The organism is Paraburkholderia sp. GAS33 (genome assembly GCF_050436645.1).
In the GTDB taxonomy this organism is placed as follows: domain Bacteria; phylum Pseudomonadota; class Gammaproteobacteria; order Burkholderiales; family Burkholderiaceae; genus Paraburkholderia; species Paraburkholderia phenazinium_B.
In genome coordinates, this window is record NZ_JBNDMP010000007.1 from 295034 (window position 1) to 313311 (window position 18278).

The following is an 18278-nucleotide window of genomic DNA, read 5'->3' on the forward strand; positions in this document are numbered from 1 at the left end:
AACCGGATTCATTGTGCGCGTCCGGCCCGGCCGTGCATCGTATGCCGGTAGGCGCGCGCCGTGGCGACCATGCTGGGACGCTGCACGTCCGGCAACGCGACGCGCCGCCATGCATGTTCCGCGACGAACATCGCGGCCACCAGCGGCAGCGTCATGTAGTTGGCGAAGGTTGACCACACGACCACCGGCGCCGCAACGAACAGCAGTGTCGAGAGGGCCGCGATGCCCAGAAAGAACGCGGTCCAGGCAACCGTGATCCGGCGGGTGTAATGAGCAATGGCCGGCGTCAGCTTGCCATGCACCAGCGCGGCAAACTGGCTGCACAGGGGGCGTTGGCCGGCTGCGAGCGTGCGCCCGAATGCGAACGCCATGATAAGGGTGACGGCGAGGTGCTCAAAATAAGCGCCCCATTCGAAGTGACGCACGAGCGGCGCGCGCGCAAACCACAACGCCACGCAGCCGCAGACCCAGCCCGGCAGCAACCAGGCACGCTGCGCCGAGCGGGCCGCGGCGGCCAACGTCAGCAACAGAAGCGGTGCGAGGACGACGGCCAGACCGAAGCCTTGCGCGCCCGGCGTGCTAGCCGCGTAGTGCGTGCCAAGCTCGCATGCCGCGATCACGCCGACCGTCGCCGCGCCGCTCACGATACGCTTTAGCTGAGCCACGACGACCTCCCTCGACGAGCCGCCGGCGCGCTCGCCCCGCGATACCAGTCAGGAATAAGGACAATGTGCTGCATAAGTAGGGGTATTTTTAAAGCCAGTTCGTCCGCTGTCTTGCACGACGCCTGGCCGGTTCTTTCATCACATGAATGGTCGCCGTTTGTCCTCGGCATACCCGTCATCACGCATTTTTCATTCCCGCAGGGGACCTCTTAAAGACCCGCCCGGGCACACGGGGTTCGCACCCGCTTTTGTAACTGTTTGTTTGACCCCGGCCGCGCACGCGGCGGGCGCAATTCTAGCGTACCGTCCGTCCCGGGCGAGGTCCGCGACGGGTTTTGCCTTTCATGGCCTTACAAAAGACGCATGCCGGCCCAAAACTTCATGTAACCCTTTGCCCGTATACGACCGGGGATGGCTTCGTCTAGAATCGCCCCACACTTTACAAACTCGAAGACAGCGGGCAGATCGCCGCTGCGACGGGGTTAGAGGGCCTGCCCATGCGCCAGCCAGGAGGAGCGGCGCAGGGACCCGATACGGGCCGTTCTGCACCCCTTCCACTGGCGTTGATCTCCGGCACACCAAGGCAATGAATAAACTGGAAGAAGAGCTGGCCGCGATGATCGTCGGCGAACTGAATCTCGAAGACGTGCAACTCGACACGGTGACGGCCGACACCCCGCTATACGGCGAAGGGTTCGGACTCGACTCGATCGATATCCTCGAAATCGCGCTGCTGATTTCGAAGAAGTACGGCTTCGAACTGCGTTCGGACAACCCGGACAACGAGAAAATCTTCGCGACGCTCGGCGCGCTCGCTGCGTACGTGGCGACCCATCGCATCCGCTAGCCGCACTCAACCTGCTGTTTGCCATGCGCACACTCCGCCCATCGTCGACCCACCTGGTCATGATTCCGAGCTACAACCCCGGCGAAAAGGTCTATGAAACCGTGCGCAGTGCGCGCGAGAACTGGAACCCCGTCTGGGTGATCGTCGACGGCAGCACGGACGACAGCGCCCAACGGTTGCAGGCGATGGCCGAACACGACGAGGGCTTGCGCGTAATCGTGCTGCCGCACAATCAGGGCAAAGGGGCGGCCGTGCTGACCGGACTTGCACAAGCGTCCAGCCTCGGTTTCACGCACGTTCTCACGATGGATTCCGATGGCCAGCACCCGGCCTATCTGATCGCGAGTTTCATGGCCACCTCGCAGGCACACCCCGGCGCCATGGTGCTGGGCTTGCCGAAGTTCGATTCGAAAGCGCCCTGGTTGCGCGTGTATTGGCGGCGTCTGTCCAACGCCTGCGCCAACCTCGAAACCCTGTGGTCAGGCATCGGCGATTCGCTCTACGGTTTTCGCGTGTACCCGGTCGAGCCATTGCGCGAGGTGATGAGCCGCCATGTGTGGATGAGGCGCTTCGACTTCGATCCGGAAGCAGCGGTGCGTCTGTGCTGGGAAGGCGTGCGGCCCATCAGGATCGAAGCGCCGGTGCGCTATTTCCGCGCCGACGAAGGTGGCGTATCGCATTTCAACTACCTGCGCGACAACCTGCTGCTGTCGTGGATGCATCTGCGGCTCTTCTGCGGTTTCCTGTTGCGCTTGCCGGTGCTGGTGCCGCAGCGGCTCAAACAGCGCCTCGACCAGCGTCTCGAGCAGCGCAGCAGTTAGCTGTGCAATCGATCGCGCAATCGACCGCGCCGTTGTCCCTGCGTTGACCTTCCGGCTTGTGCGGATCAGCCAGCACGTTTTCAGCGCCGCTTCCCCGTAGTACCATCCGGCACGGATATCACCGTCGTCAACACCCTGCCGCGAGGAAGCCCGCGTGTCCCAGTTCGAGCGTCTGACCATTGACGACATCGCCCGTCTGGCGAACGTGTCCCGCACCACCGCGAGCATGGTGCTGAACGGCTATGCCGAGCGCTATCGCATCTCGGCGGCCACCGTCGAGCGGGTGCTTCAGGTCGCCAAAGAGCACAATTTCACGCCGTCGAAGTCGGCGCGCGCGCTGCGCTCGCGCCGCAGCAACACGATCGGCCTCGTAATTCCCGACCTCACCAACTCCGTGCACTCCGCGCTGGCCCAGGCGATGGAATGGCGATGCCGCGAGCAATACAGCTATCAGCTGGTCGTGGTGACCAGCGACGAAGATCCGGTCCGCGAAACCGAAGGGATTGCGCACCTGGTTTCGCATCAGGTGGACGGGCTCGTGGTCGTGCCGTGCACCGCCGATCCGGAGCGCTACCAGAAGTGGGTAAAGCGCCTGCCGCTCGTGTTCGCCGATCGCCGGGTGGAGCAGAGCGAAATTCCCTATGTGGTCACCGATGCGACCGAAATCGTCGCCACGCTGGTGGGCGACGCGCTGAAGCAGGGCGCGAGCGAAGTGGTGTACTTCGGCGGCCAGGCGGAACTGTCGGCAAGCTGCGACCGGCTCGCCGGGTACCGTCAGGCGCTGGCGGCGCACGGCCTGAGCGAGCAGCCCGACTGGGTCCACCAGCGCGACTTCCAGCGCGAATCCGGCCGCGCGCTGATGCAGGACTGGTTCACGACGCACGGGCGCTATCCCCAGGCGCTGTTCGCCGGCTCGATTACCCTGCTCGAGGGCGCGCTGTCGTTCATGAGCGAGGCGCACAAGCTGGCGCAGGCGCCGGGCCGGCTGATGTCGTTCGACGATCATCCGCTGCTCGACTGCCTGCCGCTCGCCATCGACGCCATCGTCCAGGACAGCCGGCAACTCGCCGAACACAGCTTGCGCTGCGTGTTTTCGATGCTGGAAGGCAATGCACATCCCGATTCGCTAAAGGTCCCCGCGCATATTCATTACCGGCGTTCGCAGAATGCGGCAGAGTGAGTTTTAAAGCCTGAAAATGGGTTCATAAAAATAACTTACGAACATGCTCTGAGAAATGGATTAAGCGGCTAATTGCAGAGTCATTTTAAATCACCTGAACATTTCAGCCCGCTTTCTTGCTTGAATATGAAAGAATGAACCGGATAACGGGTCATCTATTGCAATCCCGTCAACGATGAATCAATACCCTCCTTTGCATCAAATGAGTATTTCTCCTCCAGCAATAGTCCGGCAAAGCCTTGAAGGGAAAGGCTTTTAGCCCTTGTAGACTTTTTACGACAGAAATTTTTTTCAGTGTCCTGGAAGAGTCCGGCGCGTTATTGTCCTTTTCGCAATAACCAATCGTTCATCTGCACGGAGAAATGATGAAAAGAATAACGCTGTCCACGCTCTCTCTCGCACTGCTGGGCGCTGCTGGTGCGGCCCATGCACAAAGCAGCGTAACCCTTTACGGCACGATCGATACCGCCGTTACTTTCATCCATAACGCCAATGCGGCTGGCCAGAACCAATGGTCGGTCGGCAACGCCAGCAATGGCGACCTGTCCGGCACCCGTTGGGGCCTGAAGGGTTCCGAAGATCTGGGCGGCGGTCTGAAGGCGATTTTCCAGTTGGAAAACGGCTTTAACCCGAGCACGGGCGGCCTCGCACAGGGCGGCCGCGAGTTTGGCCGTCAGGCATTCGTCGGTTTGAGCGCAGACCAGTACGGCACGTTCACGCTGGGTCGCCAGTACGATCCGCTCGTCGACCTCGTACAAGGCATCACGGCTGACAACTATTTCGGCAGCACCTTCGCGACTGCGGGTGACGTCGACAACTACGACAACAGCTCGCGTACCAGCAACGCGATCAAGTACGTGTCGCCGGTGTTCTCGGGCTTCCAGGTCGAAGGTATGTATGCGCTGGGCGGTGTGGCCGGACAGACGGGTTCGGGACAGACCTGGTCGGCAGCGGCGTCGTATAGCAACGGGCCGATTTCGGTGGCCGCAGGTTACTTCGTTGCCGACAATGAAACGACCGACGGTCTCGTGCGCGCCTCGACGGCCACCGGCTCGGGCTGGGCCAGCACGTCTGACGGCACCTTTGACGGTTCGCTGATCAACCTCGGCCTGCAGAGCGCCAAGTCGATCAATATCGCGCGCGTTGCGGCCCAGTATGTGGCCGGTCCGTTCACGTTCGGCGCAGGCTACAGCAATGCGCAGTACAAGGCGGACGGACAGTCGGCATTTGCCTCGACGGAGAAGTTCAACACCGGACAAGGCTTCCTCGACTACCAGTTGACCCCGGCGATGCTGCTGGGCGTGGGCTACAGCTACACGAAGTCGAGCGGCGAGACGGGCGCGACGTACCACCAGGTTTCGGTGGGCGCGGACTACAACCTGTCGAAGCGCACCGATGTGTATCTGGTGGGCGCATGGCAGCACGCCAGCGGCGATACGCTTGACGCAGCAGGTACGGGTATCGTGGCTGCGCAGGCTTCCGTGGGCTCGTATGGCTACGGCGGTACCAACACTCAGGAACTGGTCAGCCTCGGTCTGCGCCACAAGTTCTGAGCGGGGTGCGCGGATAGCGCAAACCGGGCAGTATAAAAAGCCGGTCGCCAGCGAGAGCTGACGGCCGGCTTTTGTTTGCGTGCGACTCCAGCGGCAGTTTGCCTACGCCTTCTTCTTCAGATGCGGCCCCAGCAGCGACAGATCGGCCGCGCCAAGGCGGTCACTGGCGGTCTGCAGCTGATGCCAGTAGGGGTAGAGCAGAGGAGGGGCGCTGACCTGATCGAGCCGCTCGCGCTGCGCATCGCTCAGCTTGACGTCGGCCGCGCCGAGGTTGTCGCGCAACTGCTTCTCGTTGCGCCCGCCGATGATCACCGAAGCGACTGCCGGACGTCCCAGTGTCCACGCCAGCGCGACCTGGGCGGCGGAGATATTGAGCTCGCCGGCAATCTCGACGAGAGCGTCGACGATGTTCCAGAGGCGGTCCTGATCGCGGATCGGCGGTTCGGTCCAGCCCGCGAGTTGGCGCGTGCCTTCCGGCGTCGTGTCGCGGCGATGCTTGCCCGACAACAGACCGCCGGCTAGCGGACTCCAAACCAGAATGCCGAGCCCCTGATCGAGCGCGAGCGGCGCAAGTTCATATTCCGCTTCACGCGCCTCGAGCGTGTAGTGGATCTGCTGGCTGACGAAACGCGGCAGACGGTCCCGCTCGCTCACGTGCAGCGCCTTCATCAGATGCCAGGCGGAGTAGTTCGAGCAGCCGACGTAACGGATCTTGCCGTGCCGCACCAGCATATCGAGCGCCTCGAGCGTCTCCTCGAGCGGCGTGAGACCATCCCACTCGTGTACCTGATAGAGGTCGATCACATCCGTCTTGAGACGCCGCAGGCTCGCCTCGCACGCTTCGATCAGATGATGCCGGGACAGGCCGCGATCGTTCGGGCCGTCGCCCATCGGAAAGCGCGCCTTGGTAGCGATCAGCACGCCACCTTTGCGCTTGCCGCCGAGCGCCGCGCCGACGATCTCCTCCGACGCGCCGTTCGAATAGACATCGGCCGTGTCGATCAGGTTGACGCCGGCTTCGAGGCACATATCGATCTGCCGGCGCGCCTCTTCGAGACCCACTTCACCGACGCTCGCAAATTTTCCTTTGCCACCCATTGTCATCGTGCCGAGCGTGACGGTCGACACCTTGAGGCCGGAACGGCCGAGTTGACGATATTCCATGATCAGACAATCTCCTATGTAGACACGCCGCGACGCAGGACGTGTGCCTGCGTCGCAGCAAAACCCCTCGTTTCATGCAAGAATCGCGGCCGGGGAAGTGGGCGGAAAAGACGCGGCCAACGCAATCCGGCGCAAGATTGAAACCGCCCGTTAAAAATATCATTGGTGACGAGGAGTAGACAGTTGATTCAGCGTATCTCGCGCTTTTTTACTCAGGTGGTGCATCGCGTGCTGCCTGACCCGCTGATCTTTGCGATCTTCCTGACGATTGCAACGTTCGTGCTGGCCTTTGCCTTGACGCCGAAAGCGCCGGCGGAACTGGTGACGATGTGGGGCGGCGGTTTCTGGAACCTGCTGGCCTTCTCGATGCAGATGGCCATGATTCTGGTGACAGGTCATGCGCTCGCCAGTTCTGGCCCGGTGAAGCGGTTGTTGATCGCCCTGGCAAGTTCGGCCCGCACGCCTGCACAAGGCGTCATGCTGGTGGCGTTTTGCGGCGCGATTGCATGCGCCATCAACTGGGGCTTCGGCCTCGTGCTCGGTGCGATGCTGGCGCGCGAAGTCGCGCGGCGCGTGAAGGGCACCGATTACCGTTTGCTCGTGGCATCTGCATATATGGGCTTCCTCACATGGCACGGCGGGCTGTCAGGGTCGGTGCCGCTGGTTGCGGCCACCAAGGGCAATCCGATGGAAAAGACCATTGGACTGATTCCCGTCTCGCACACGATCTTCACCGGCTACAACGCCTTCATCACGTTTGGTCTGATCGTGCTGCTGCCGATCCTGGCGCGGCTGATGATGCCTAAACCCGAGGACGTCGTGGCGGTAGACCCGGCGTTGCTCGAGGACCCGCCATCCGTCGAACGAAAGCTCCCGGCTGATGCGACGCTCGCCGAGCGGCTAGAGGAAAGCCGCGTGCTGGCGTTGCTGGTAGCGCTGGTGTGTGCGGTGTATCTGGTGGTGCGTACGGTGCAAAAGGGGTTTACGCTCGACATCGATACCGTGAACCTGGTGTTCCTCGCCGCCGGCATGGTGCTGCACAAGACGCCGATGGCATACGCGCGCGCGGTGGGCGCGGCAGCGAAGGGCGCTTCCGCGATCATGATCCAGTTTCCGTTTTACGCCGGGATTCAGGCATTGATGGATCACTCGGGACTGGCCGGCATCATCACCACATGGTTCGTGGAGATCGCCAACGTGCATACGTTCCCGTTGCTCGCGTTCCTCAGTTCAGCGGTAATCAATTTTGCCGTGCCGAGCGGCGGCGGCCATTGGGTGGTGCAGGGGCCTTTCGTCATGCCGGCCGCGCAGGCGCTGCATGCCGACCTCGGAAAGTCAGCAATGGCGATCGCCTACGGCGAAGCATGGACCAATATGGCACAGCCGTTCTGGGCGCTTCCTGCGCTGGCGATTGCCGGACTTGGCGTGCGCGACATCATGGGATATTGCGTAACGGCGCTGCTGTTCTCGGGCGTGGTGTTTGTCGCGGGGCTTTATCTCTTCTAGATTTCTGTTGCAACCGGATCGCTGTTGCTGCTGGCCGCTTCACTGGGGAGGCCCAACTTCATGAACGCCGACGAACCCGTTTCGCCGCCGGGACAACCGGGTCGTCGCCGCGTACTTGTGTGGGATGCGCCGACGCGCCTGTTTCACTGGTTGATGGTGGTACTGGTTGCGGCCGCTTATACGACCTTGAAGCTGAATCTGATCGACTGGCATGTGCGGGCCGGCGAAGCGCTGCTCGCGTTGCTGCTGTTCAGGTTACTGTGGGGCTGCTTCGGCAGCGATACGGCGCGCTTCAGAAATTTTGTGGCGTCACCGGCGGCCGCGGTGCGGCATCTGTCGCACCTGTTTCGCCGCGAGCCGGACGATCAGGTGGGCCATAACGCGGCCGGCGGATGGATGGTCTTGTTGCTGCTCGTGCTGCTCCTGCTTGAGACGCTAAGCGGCCTGTACGTGTACAACGAGGTCGCGGACGAGGGTCCATTGAGCGAATGGGTGCCCGCCTGGATCGCCAGTGCAATTTCCACGCTGCACGGGGTGGTGTGGGATGTGTTGCTGGCGGCGGTCGCACTGCATGTGCTGGTGATCGCACTGTACGCCGTGGTGAAGCGGCACAACCTGCTAAGCCCGATGCTGACGGGCTATAAGGCGTTGCCTTCGAATATTGCCGCGCCGCGGCAGCGGCCAGCGGTGCTGGCACTGCTGCCGCTTGCGATTGGCGCTGCGGTGGTGGTGCTGCTTGCGGCTTATCTCTGACCAGGTCTGCTGCGATGGCTGAAGCGCGGTGCGTCAGTTGCCCTTCGGCGGCATGACCTGGCCGCGGATCTCACCGCCCGGGTTGGTCTTGGTGTGGACGTTGATGTACATATTGCCGGCTTCGAAAATCTGGGCGTCATCCGCGGACAAGGTTGCCTGACCGCTGAGCGGACTCGTCACGGACATATTGCCTTTCTGCGAGATCCACACCTTCACGCCGGCGTTTTTACCGGCAGGAGCCGGGCCGTGAAAATGCGCCATGGTGGCTGGGCTCGTCAAACCGCTGAAGGTGATGTTCCACGTCACGACGTGGGTGCTCGAGTCGTACGTGAGATTGGCGGTGCCGCTGCCGGGAGTTTGCACCGGAGGCACCTGCTGGTCGCCCGTGAGCGGTACGGTAAATGAGACCGGCGCCGCTTGCGCGAGCGACAGCGTGCCCGAGAGTGCGAGACCGGCGAACAGCAGAATGGCGCGCCGCGAGATCGATACTGTCATTGGGTTTTCTCCGTTTTAGGTTTTCCCCCTTGCTGGGCTTTGGACGGCTTCGTTTGGCGCGGAAGCGTCGTTGGCGCCGCGAGTGGCCAAGGGGTTAAGGAAGCATAGACATAAGCGGGCGGTAACACCAGGTGGGATGGGTTGGGGAAAAGGGCTTAGGTGAGGGCGCGGCTGCAGCGGAAGGTTTTGAACGCTGATGTTACTAATGGCGCGCAGTTTCCATTGGCTCGGTCAGGTTCACAGGTAGATGTGTTACCTGTCGGCGTTGCCGTCGCTGGCTGCGCGTCGATGTCGCGTCGCGCTCTTCAATCTGCGCTGTCGGCTCGCTTGCCTCAGATTGCGAAAATCAATCACTTCATTTCCGCATGGATACGAAACGTGAGAGACCGGCGGGGTTGTCGGCCGCTTCAAACTGGATGAGGCTCCGAAGCACGTTTTGTGGGTAGCCTACGAAGAAAAGTTAATTTGACATAAGATAAATTATCGAACTTTTGTTTGTCAGAGCTTTTTAGAAATGTCCGGTTCTGGCTCATTAGAAATGTCCGGTTTCCTGCTCCGGTCCGGCTGCTGCGGCGCATGCTGCGGCATCCCAGCCAGACCTCGACCGGACACTCGCTACGCACGATGTCAACGTCCGTTCGGCTCCGAAGTTGCTGTCGATCTTGAGTTCAGTGCGCCGATCCCCGACGATCTGATGCACGCCGAAGCTGCGCCGCTGCCTGCCAGCGGTCCGCGAACCGCCAGCCCGTTCCAAGGCTGGCGTCACTCACCCCAAGGATCAGGGTTGGCGTTTGGCGCGGCCACCAGCGGGTTTGCCAGCCGGCTTACGAGAACCCGCTGCTGGTTTGCTGGCGGGTTTGCTGCGTGGCTTCTGCACGCCGAATGGGTTACCGCTAGACAAGCTCGTGCCTTTACCCGCGGCCACAGCGCGCTGCGCCGCAGGTTTGTGTTCGTTTTCACCACTTTGCGGGCGCGGTTTTTTGCCAAACACTGCCATGCCGCCCGGCGCAGCTTGCGGCGCTTTCGGCTTCTTGGGCTTTTTCGGTTTCTTGATGATCTGGCCCGTCGCGCTAGTTTGCGGCACGCGGTGTTCGGCTTCAAAACCCGGCTCTTCTTCACGAGGCAGCGTTTGGCGGATCAGCGCTTCAATCGCGGCCAGTTGCGGCGCTTCATCGGCGCACACAAGGGACACCGCCACGCCGCTAGCGCCCGCTCGACCGGTACGGCCAATGCGATGCACATAGTCTTGCGCCACGATCGGCAGATCAACGTTGATCACCAGCGGCAGGTCGTCGATATCCAGCCCGCGCGCAGCCACATCGGTGGCGACCAGCATAGGTACTTCGCCCGTCTTGAAGCGCTCCAACGCACGCAGGCGCGCGGATTGCGGCTTGTCGCCGTGGATGGTGTCGACCGCATAGCCCGCTTCGTCCAGCATGGCCGCGAGGTAATCCACGCCATTGCGGGTTTTGACGAACACCAGCGCGTGCTCCCACTTGTTCTCAGCCACAAGGTGCATGAAAAGGTCAGGCTTGTTCTTTTTATCCACCGGCACCACCCACTGCTTGATCCTGGCGGCCGTGGCATTGGGCGGGCTGACGCTGATATTGACCGGGCCGCGCAGAATGTCCGCCGCCATGGCGCGGATGTCATCGGTAAACGTGGCGGAGAACAGCAGTGTCTGGCGCTGAGCGGGCAAGGCAGCAAAGACAGCGTTGAGTTCACGCGCAAAGCCCAGATCCAGCATGCGGTCGGCTTCATCCAGCACCAGCGTTTGTACTTGATCAAACTGCACTGCGTTCTGGCGATTGAGATCTAGCAAACGGCCTGGCGTGGCAACGAGCACGTCCACGCCTTTGCGCAACTTCATCATCTGCGGGTTGATACTGACGCCGCCGTAGGCGGCCAGAAATCGTAAGTCGAGGCCTTTGCCGTAATCGATAAAGCTTTGCAGCACCTGTTCGGCCAGTTCACGCGTGGGCACCAGCACCAGAACACGTGCGCGGTTGCTGGACACCGCCGGGCCGTGTTGCGCTAGCCGTTGCAACAGCGGCAGCGCAAAACCCGCCGTCTTGCCAGTGCCGGTCTGTGCCGCGGCCATGACGTCCTTGCCACTGAGCACAGCAGGAATCGCCTTGGCCTGCACCGGCGTAGGTGTCTGGTAATTGAGGTCCTGTACATTACGCAGCAAGAGATCGATCAGGCCAAGCGAGGCAAAAGACATCGGCGTATTCCGGGCTAAAGCCGCAATTCTAGCGCGACGAAACCCATTCCTTAACCCGCAATTCACATGCAGCGCCAGCCGCCAAGGTATGCGCCGGCCCATGCGATTCAATCTCAAAGTAAGGCAACGCCGGTGCATTGAACACTTCCATCGGCGCGCCATGCAGGTACCGCGCATCAGCAACTACGTCGAAGCTTCGCAGCAGACGCTTGTTACCCTCCGGTAGCATCAGTCGAACGTCCAGAGTACCGCCCGATGCGTTGATACCAAACTTGAACTCAATGGCGTCGTCGCAGTGGGCTGATAGCACGCCGTCGGCGAAACTCAGGAATCTCGAACCGCGTACGTCACCTATCGGTCCTTTTTCTGGAAACGGCACGATTGCCTCACGCCACTGGTCGCCGGTCTGATCGAGTTGCACACTTACCGAGCCAGGGCGCCGGAGCATCAACACATCCCAGATGCCGCACTCACGAATCTCGCCGGAGCGGTTGATCAATCGATGCACCGTCGTCCAGACGCCGTTTGCTGCAAGCTCGATGCGCCGGGTAATCTGCAGCCCGCTTCGCCCGCACACACCACTGCCCAGTTCCACGCCCATCGAATCCATGCCGTTCCATGTGGCTAGCACACCGTAGGGTCCGCTATCGAGATCGCGCTGCGGCGCGCCATCAGGCCAGTTCGACTCCGGCGCAACCCACGTCTTGCCCCCACCCCATAATGGAAAGCCCCATTCACCACATAAGACTCGCCACTGCTCATCACTGCCGTCCGGTATTTTGCCAGCCAGGGCATCGTTGACGTAGGCGAGCTCCACACCTCCGTGGCGTATGCTTATCAGACGCCCACCAATTGACGGCACTACCGTCAATTCGAGTTCATCCTGAGTCAGAACGAGCGCCTGCCAGCCACGAAAGCAGATCCATCGCAGAGACCGTCGCGACCGCCGGCTCTCGTCAGGCGTTGCCAGAAAATGAGAGATATCACCAATCATCAACCGGTCCTAGCTCTTTTCGATTGGCTTGCTGCGCATCAGACCCACCGTCTCCGGCTGCGCAATCTTGCACATCACTGGCGGTAGTCCACGCGCGATCAGTTCGATATCGGCCAGCGCCCTGCGGCCTATCTCGCGAAGCACCGCGTCAAGCGCTCCGGCCTGATGTGGCGATAGCAGCACGTTGTCCAGCGAACGTGCGCGGTGATTTTTCGGCAATGGTTCAACAGGAAATACGTCGGTTGCCACCCGGATGTGGCCCTGCCCGGCGACGTCGAGCATCGCATCGAAATCGACCACACCAGCACGACTCACGAGGACAAATGCGGAGCCAGGTCTCATGGACATGAACTGCTCGCGTGTCAGAAAGCCCTGATTTTGCGACGTTACGCCAGCTACTACGAAAACGACCTGCGACTCACGCAGCACATCCTCGAGCGTCGCTGGTTGGCAACCCAACGACTCGATGTAGGCCGCTGGCAGCCAGGGATCAAATGCGCGCACCGTTCCGCGAAAGGGAGCGACGAGTGGCAAGATCGCGCGTCCCAGATCGCCCATGCCGATGAAACCTATGGGTGCTTCGTAGAGAGAAAACGCGTCACGGTTTGCCTCAAGGCCATACTGCTCGCTATTGTGGCGAAAGCGCCGGTCCGCCTGGCTTATGCCACGCGCCAGGTCGATCGCCATGCCAAGCGCCGCCTCAGCTACCGGCTCAGCGAAGACGGGACTCACGTTCAGGACCCGGACACCCTGCCGGAAACACTGGGCATAGTCGACGTTCGGCAGGAAGTTACCCTCCACGTTGACAATGGCCCGCAGATTCTTCATCCGGTTCAACCGGTCAACAGGAAGATCGAACTGGCCGACGACAATATCGGCCTGCACCACATGTGCGTCGAAGATTGCATCGTCGACGACGCCATCTTCGTGGAGGTAGACCTCACCGAGGTCGCGCAGCCGCGCAAGATCGGAAGCACTAAAGATATCCGCGACCGCGCGCGGCGCCGGTGCAATGAAAAGTCGCATGGACTTGACTGCCTGATTCATGGAAACTCCACAAAAACAACTGTAGTTCGCGTGTATCGCCAATCCGCGTTATCACACGGACAATCTGCAATACTGATCACGCACTCGAACAAAGGCGACGGGCTAGCGCCTGCGGCGCGTGAAAAGCTTATCGGCCGTTACCGCCGCGATGATCAGTACACCCATCACGATCTGCTGGTAATAAGACTCGACATTCATGATGTTCAGGATGTTATTGATAACGCCGATAATCAGCCCGCCAATCACTACGCCTGCGATTTGCCCACGCCCGCCGAAAAAGCTGGTGCCGCCGATGATCGCCGAGGCGATGGCGAAGGTTTCGAACCCTATCCCCGCATTGGGCTCGGCTGCCCCAGTTCGCGCGGTCGTGACAATGCCGGCAATACCCGCGCACGAGCCTGAAATAACGAATACGACGAGCGTGTGCAGTTTGACGCTGATTCCGGAATAGAACGCTGCCTGCGCGTTGCCGCCAAGCGCATAGAGGTTACGCCCGAGTTTCGTATATCGCGTGATGAAGAACAGGAAACCGGCAACTGCAGCGGCGATGATAATCGGCACGGGTACACCGAACGCACGTCCTGCAACGACGTCGCCAAACCCTCGATCAAAACCGAATACTGAACGCGAATCGGAAATGATCAGCGTGACTCCACGATAGATCGCCGCAGTGCCGAGCGTGATGATGAAGGGGTGCAATTGCGTGAGATTGACCAGCGCGCCATTGACAGCGCCCAGCAGTGCGCCCACGCCGACACCTCCGATCAGTACCGCCAGCCAGACAGGCATTCCAGCCATCATCAGCTTGGCCATCACCATGCCGGAGAGCGCCAGTACCGACCCTACCGAAAGATCGATTCCAGCGATCAGAATCGTAAAAAACACGCCGCAAGCGAGCAACACCATCACAGCGCTTTGCAGCAATACCTGCACGAGATTTTCCCGGGCCAGGAAGTACTGCGGTGAGGCAATGCTGCAGAAAATCAGCAGGAGCACCAGAATGCCGAAGGTGCCGTAGCTCTGCCACAGGCTTGCGAAGTCGCGCCGCGACGCGCGTTCGAGCGGCAAGCCCGAGGTGTTCGACTGGTTCATTTTGTCCCCTTCCCGTTTGTTCATGACGTGGCGATCTTCATGATCGATTCCTCAGTAGCGTCGGCATTGACAAGGGTGTCGGCCACCGTGCCGTCGCGATAGACTGCAATGCGATCACACACCGCGATCAATTCCGGCAGCTCCGACGACACCATCAGGATCGCTCTACCCTCGTTGGCGAGCGTGCGCATGATTGCGTAAATCTCGGACTTCGCGCCAATGTCGATCCCACGCGTCGGTTCATCGAAGATAAACAGATCACTTTGCGCCGCGAGCCACTTTGCGATAATCGCTTTCTGCTGATTTCCCCCGGAGAGTTCGGTGATGTTTTGAGTCGGCGTGGCGCAGCGAATCCGTAAGCGATCCTTGTAAATCAGTCCAAGCTCACGCTGCCGCCCAAGGTCGATCCGGCCGAGCGACAACGCACGTCGTGTGCTGCGTAACGCAGGCGCGATGAAGATGTTCTCTTCGATGCTCAGATTGTGAAAGAAGCCCGTCGCGCGGCGGTCTTCCGTAACGAAAGCGAGCCCCTGCTTGACCGCCTGATACGGGGAATCAACCACAATGTCGCGCCCGTTCAGCGCCATGCGACCGCCTGACTTGCTACGCACCCCGAAAATGGTCTCCATCAATTCGCTGCGGCCCGACCCCATCAATCCGGCAAAGCCGAGGATCTCCCCGCGATGTACGTCGAATGAGACGTCGCGTACCCTGCCATCACAAGAGGACAGACTGCGCACAGAGAACACGATTTCAGCGGCTCTCGTTGCGTCGCCCGGCCGTCCATGGACGATTTCGCGCCCCACCATCAGCGAGACAAGACGCTCGGTCGAGGTGGCCCTGGCGTCGTATGTACCCACGTAACGTCCGTCCTTTAGCACCGTCACGCGATCTCCGATTATCGGAATCTCCTTTAGCTTGTGCGAGATATAGACTATGCCAACACCATGGCGCTTCAGTTCAGCAATCACTTCGAAAAGCCGGCCGACCTCAGTGTCGGTCAGTGACGAAGTAGGTTCGTCCATGATGATCAAACGCGCTTCGCTGGCCAGCGCCTTGGCGATTTCCACCTGCTGCTTCTCGGAGATGCTGAGGTCGCCCACGAGCGTATTCGGGTCACGCTCGAGGCCGACGCGTGCCAATACGTCGCGCGCCTTGCGTTGCATCGTTCGACGGTCAACCACCGCAATGCCCAGGCGTCGTATAGTTGGAATTCGCCCGACGAACAGATTTTCCTCGATGCTGAGATAGTCGATAACACTTAGCTCCTGATAGATCAGGCAAATGCCGAGCTCAGTGGACAGCGTCGGCGAAAGCTTCGTGTACTCCACACCGCCTGCGACGATCTTGCCCGACGTCGGCTCGTAGATTCCGCTCAGCAGCTTCATCAAGGTCGACTTGCCCGCACCGTTTTCACCCAGAAGCACATGCACTTCGCCAGCCCTGACGTCGAAGCTGACGTCCTTGAGCGCCACTGTGCCAGGAAATACCTTCGACACACCGCGCACTTCCACCAGAACTTCGTTCATCTTCACTTCGCTCCGCGACTGAAGCGTGGCGCGCGCTGGCGCCACGCGAGACTCATTTGGTCACCAGGTGCGATTCGATCGGGAAAAAGGTCGGTGCGGTATCGGCGCTGATCGCGGGCTTCGTTTTCAAGGCGTCAAGCAGCAGGTCGACTGCCTTCGCACCCATCGCTTCAGAATCCTGGGCAACGGTCGCAGTCAGCTCACCGTGCTTTACCGAATCGATCGCCTCAGGTACGCCATCGGTGCCCACGACAATCACCTTGCCAAGCTTGTCGCCGTTCTTGACTGCCTGCACCGCGCCAAGGGCCATCGTGTCGTTGGCCGCGTAAATCGCCTTCAGGTCCGGATTCCGTTGCAGAATATTGGTCGCCACGTCGAGCGCTTTCGAGCGGTCCCAGTCGGCCGGTTGACTGGCAACTACCGTCACGTTCGCAGCTTTTGCGAAAGCCTGTTTTGCGCCGTCACGACGCGCGTCTCCCGTCACATTGCCGGCCTTACCTTCAACGATTGCAACCTTGCCACCCGCTGCGCCCAGCTTCTGGACAATAAAGTTGCCCGCCTTGTTGCCGAGTGCGACGTTGTCGGTCGCGATGAAGGCCAGGACCGAGCCGCCTGCAGCTTTCAGCTGGCCCGGGTCAATCTTTTCGTCGATATTGACGACATAGATGCCCTTCTTCGTTGCATTGGCAACGGATTGAACCAGACTTACCGCTGTGATCGGTGCCACACCGATGGCTTTGTAGCTCTTGTTCAGCGCGTCTTCGAGAATCCGCTGTTGCCCCTGAATATCGTCCTCGCTATTGCCAGCGAACACGTCCACTGTAACGCCTTTGGATTTCGCTTCCTTGAGCACACCATCGCGCATTGCTACCCAATAGGGGTTCGACAAGGTCTTAAGCACGATAGCGATGTCAGCCGCGTGTGCAGGGGTCCAGGCGGTTAGCGTGATGGCCAGTGCTGCAGCGCCAGCCGTAAGAAGGTTGCGTTTTTTCGTATTCATTCTGCGTCTCCTGATGTGCCGCATAGGCGGTCGTTATTCGGTACAAAAAGCCGTACCGCGTGTTTTGTTGCATGGGTTTCCTGTCTTGCGCGGGAGTTGACGCCTGACGCACTAATGGATGGCCTGCCAATGTCCCTCTCGACTCGACGCGAGCGCTGCTTCGACGATGCGTGCCGAGCGCCAGCCATCCTCAAAAGTTGGCAGACCGATGCACGTCTCGCCACGAATGGTCGCGTAGGTGTCGGCGACGAATGCCTCAAAGCATTGGGCGTAACCTTGTGAGTGACCGGCTGGCAAGGTCGCGAGCCGACGTTGTTCGGCGCTGCCGCGCGAAGGGTCACGTACCAGCAACCGGCTTTCGTCGCGTGCACCGACCCAGAGCCGCTCGGGTTCTTCCTGATCGAAGGTGATGCTCGCGCGTGCCCCGTCGATTTCGAACCAAAGCCGATTCTTGCGTCCGGCTGAGACCTGACTGATGGTCAACGTGGCGAGGACGCCATTCGCCGTACGCAGTAACGCACCCGCCACGTCTTCGGTCACCACTGCTTCGGTCGCGGCAGATTTGCTATCCGTGCTCTCTGAGCCAGATGAGAAAGTACGCGCCGTATGCGTCGGGCGCCTCGCCACAGTGGTTTGCAAGGTCGCAGCGACCGATGCAAAACGCTCTCCGCTCACCCATTCGATCAGATCGCACCAGTGGGATCCGATGTCGGCAAACGCGCGAGACGCACCACCTTGGGCTGAATCGACGCGCCAGTTCGTATCGGATGCGCCAAGAAGCCAGTCCTGCAGATAGCTGCCGTGGATCAGTTGCAATGCGCCGACAGTTCCGTCCTGAACCAGTGCGCGCGCTTCACGCACCATCGGATGGTAACGATAGACAAAGGGAATCGTCGCAACGCGACCGCTTTTGCGCGCCGCAACAACAAGCGCGGATGCATCACGTTCAGTGGTAGCGAGGGGCTTCTCGCAGACCACGTGCTTGCCGGCTTCGAGTGCCGCAAGCGCCAGCTGAAAATGGCTCGCATTCGGCGTGCAGATGTGCACGACATCCACGGCGCGATCTTCGATTGCTTCAACCGCTGACCGATACGCCCGTGGGATAGCATGCCGCGCCGATGCCTCCACTGCACTGGCTTCGCTCGATGCGGCTATACCGCATACGGTGGCTCCGGCGAGCCGCGCCGCGCGCGTATGCACCGCCCCCATCATGCCCGCGCCGATGATCGCGACGTGAAGCGACTCCGTCATTCGATTCTCCGTTTTGTTCACGGAAGCACGATATCGAGTGAAGGGAACAGGCGACAATTTGTATTATTTAATTCGATTGCCGACATAAATACTGCGTCTATGGGGGATGCAACGGGGCCTTGCTGCGTCGGATCGGAGAAAGTAAGCTCGCTGCAAA

Annotated in this window: 16 protein-coding genes; 6 read left to right on the forward strand and 10 right to left on the reverse strand. The window is 60.6% G+C overall.

Annotated elements, in window-relative coordinates; all coding sequences use genetic code 11:
* Positions 1–8: 8 nt before the first annotated feature.
* Positions 9–665, reverse strand: a complete 657-nt coding sequence (locus tag P3T24_RS22770) for a hypothetical protein (protein WP_074264582.1) — start codon at positions 663–665, stop codon at positions 9–11.
* Positions 666–1251: 586 nt separating this feature from the next.
* Here P3T24_RS22770 and P3T24_RS22775 point away from each other — a divergent pair.
* From P3T24_RS22775 to P3T24_RS22790, 4 genes are all read left to right on the forward strand, one after another.
* Positions 1252–1512 carry a phosphopantetheine-binding protein gene (locus P3T24_RS22775; RefSeq protein ID WP_074264581.1) on the forward strand — a complete coding sequence of 87 codons (261 nt, stop codon included), beginning with the start codon at positions 1252–1254 and terminating at the stop codon, positions 1510–1512.
* A gap of 23 nt (positions 1513–1535) precedes the next feature.
* The gene (locus tag P3T24_RS22780) at positions 1536–2333 is read left to right on the forward strand and encodes a glycosyltransferase family 2 protein (protein ID WP_429288335.1); all 798 of its coding nucleotides are present in this window, start codon (positions 1536–1538) and stop codon (positions 2331–2333) included.
* A 154-nt stretch (positions 2334–2487) separates the two neighbouring features.
* The gene (locus tag P3T24_RS22785) at positions 2488–3513 is read left to right on the forward strand and encodes a substrate-binding domain-containing protein (RefSeq protein WP_429438019.1); all 1026 of its coding nucleotides are present in this window, start codon (positions 2488–2490) and stop codon (positions 3511–3513) included.
* A 365-nt stretch (positions 3514–3878) separates the two neighbouring features.
* Positions 3879–5066 carry a porin gene (locus P3T24_RS22790; RefSeq protein WP_074264578.1) on the forward strand — a complete coding sequence of 396 codons (1188 nt, stop codon included), beginning with the start codon at positions 3879–3881 and terminating at the stop codon, positions 5064–5066.
* Positions 5067–5168: 102 nt separating this feature from the next.
* Here the strand turns inward: P3T24_RS22790 and P3T24_RS22795 are convergent, their stop codons facing one another.
* Positions 5169–6230: an aldo/keto reductase gene (locus P3T24_RS22795; protein ID WP_074264577.1), complete on the reverse strand. Its 1062-nt coding sequence runs from the start codon at positions 6228–6230 to the stop codon at positions 5169–5171.
* 183 nt (positions 6231–6413) lie between these two features.
* On the opposite strand from P3T24_RS22795, the gene P3T24_RS22800 reads away from it, so the two are divergent.
* Both P3T24_RS22800 and P3T24_RS22805 read left to right on the forward strand, forming a co-directional pair.
* Positions 6414–7736 carry a TIGR00366 family protein gene (locus tag P3T24_RS22800; RefSeq protein WP_074264576.1) on the forward strand — a complete coding sequence of 441 codons (1323 nt, stop codon included), beginning with the start codon at positions 6414–6416 and terminating at the stop codon, positions 7734–7736.
* Positions 7737–7796: 60 nt separating this feature from the next.
* Complete coding sequence (locus P3T24_RS22805; RefSeq protein ID WP_429438022.1) at positions 7797–8489, forward strand: cytochrome b/b6 domain-containing protein; 693 nt, start codon at positions 7797–7799, stop codon at positions 8487–8489.
* A 33-nt stretch (positions 8490–8522) separates the two neighbouring features.
* On the opposite strand, the gene P3T24_RS22810 is transcribed toward P3T24_RS22805, so the two are convergent.
* The 8 genes from P3T24_RS22810 to P3T24_RS22845 form a co-directional block, all read right to left on the reverse strand.
* Positions 8523–8984 (reverse strand): CHRD domain-containing protein, encoded by a 462-nt coding sequence (locus P3T24_RS22810; protein ID WP_429288330.1) that lies wholly within the window; start codon positions 8982–8984, stop codon positions 8523–8525.
* Between the two features lie 778 nt (positions 8985–9762).
* The gene (locus P3T24_RS22815; protein WP_074264573.1) at positions 9763–11208 is read right to left on the reverse strand and encodes a DEAD/DEAH box helicase; all 1446 of its coding nucleotides are present in this window, start codon (positions 11206–11208) and stop codon (positions 9763–9765) included.
* Positions 11209–11236: 28 nt separating this feature from the next.
* A complete protein-coding gene (locus tag P3T24_RS22820; protein ID WP_429438025.1) occupies positions 11237–12025 on the reverse strand; it encodes a hypothetical protein in 789 nt (262 codons plus the stop codon).
* A gap of 186 nt (positions 12026–12211) precedes the next feature.
* Entirely contained in the window at positions 12212–13249 is a 1038-nt protein-coding gene (locus P3T24_RS22825; protein WP_429438028.1) for a hydroxyacid dehydrogenase, read from the reverse strand.
* A 102-nt stretch (positions 13250–13351) separates the two neighbouring features.
* Complete coding sequence (gene alsC, locus P3T24_RS22830; RefSeq protein WP_074266071.1) at positions 13352–14341, reverse strand: D-allose ABC transporter permease; 990 nt, start codon at positions 14339–14341, stop codon at positions 13352–13354.
* Between the two features lie 20 nt (positions 14342–14361).
* Positions 14362–15870, reverse strand: a complete 1509-nt coding sequence (locus tag P3T24_RS22835) for a sugar ABC transporter ATP-binding protein (protein ID WP_429438030.1) — start codon at positions 15868–15870, stop codon at positions 14362–14364.
* 52 nt (positions 15871–15922) lie between these two features.
* Positions 15923–16870, reverse strand: coding sequence for a D-allose transporter substrate-binding protein (gene alsB, locus P3T24_RS22840; RefSeq protein WP_429405044.1), 948 nt, complete (start codon positions 16868–16870; stop codon positions 15923–15925).
* Positions 16871–16981: 111 nt separating this feature from the next.
* On the reverse strand, positions 16982–18121 hold the full coding sequence (locus P3T24_RS22845) for a Gfo/Idh/MocA family protein (RefSeq protein ID WP_429438033.1): 1140 nt from the start codon (positions 18119–18121) through the stop codon (positions 16982–16984).
* Positions 18122–18278 lie beyond the last annotated feature (157 nt).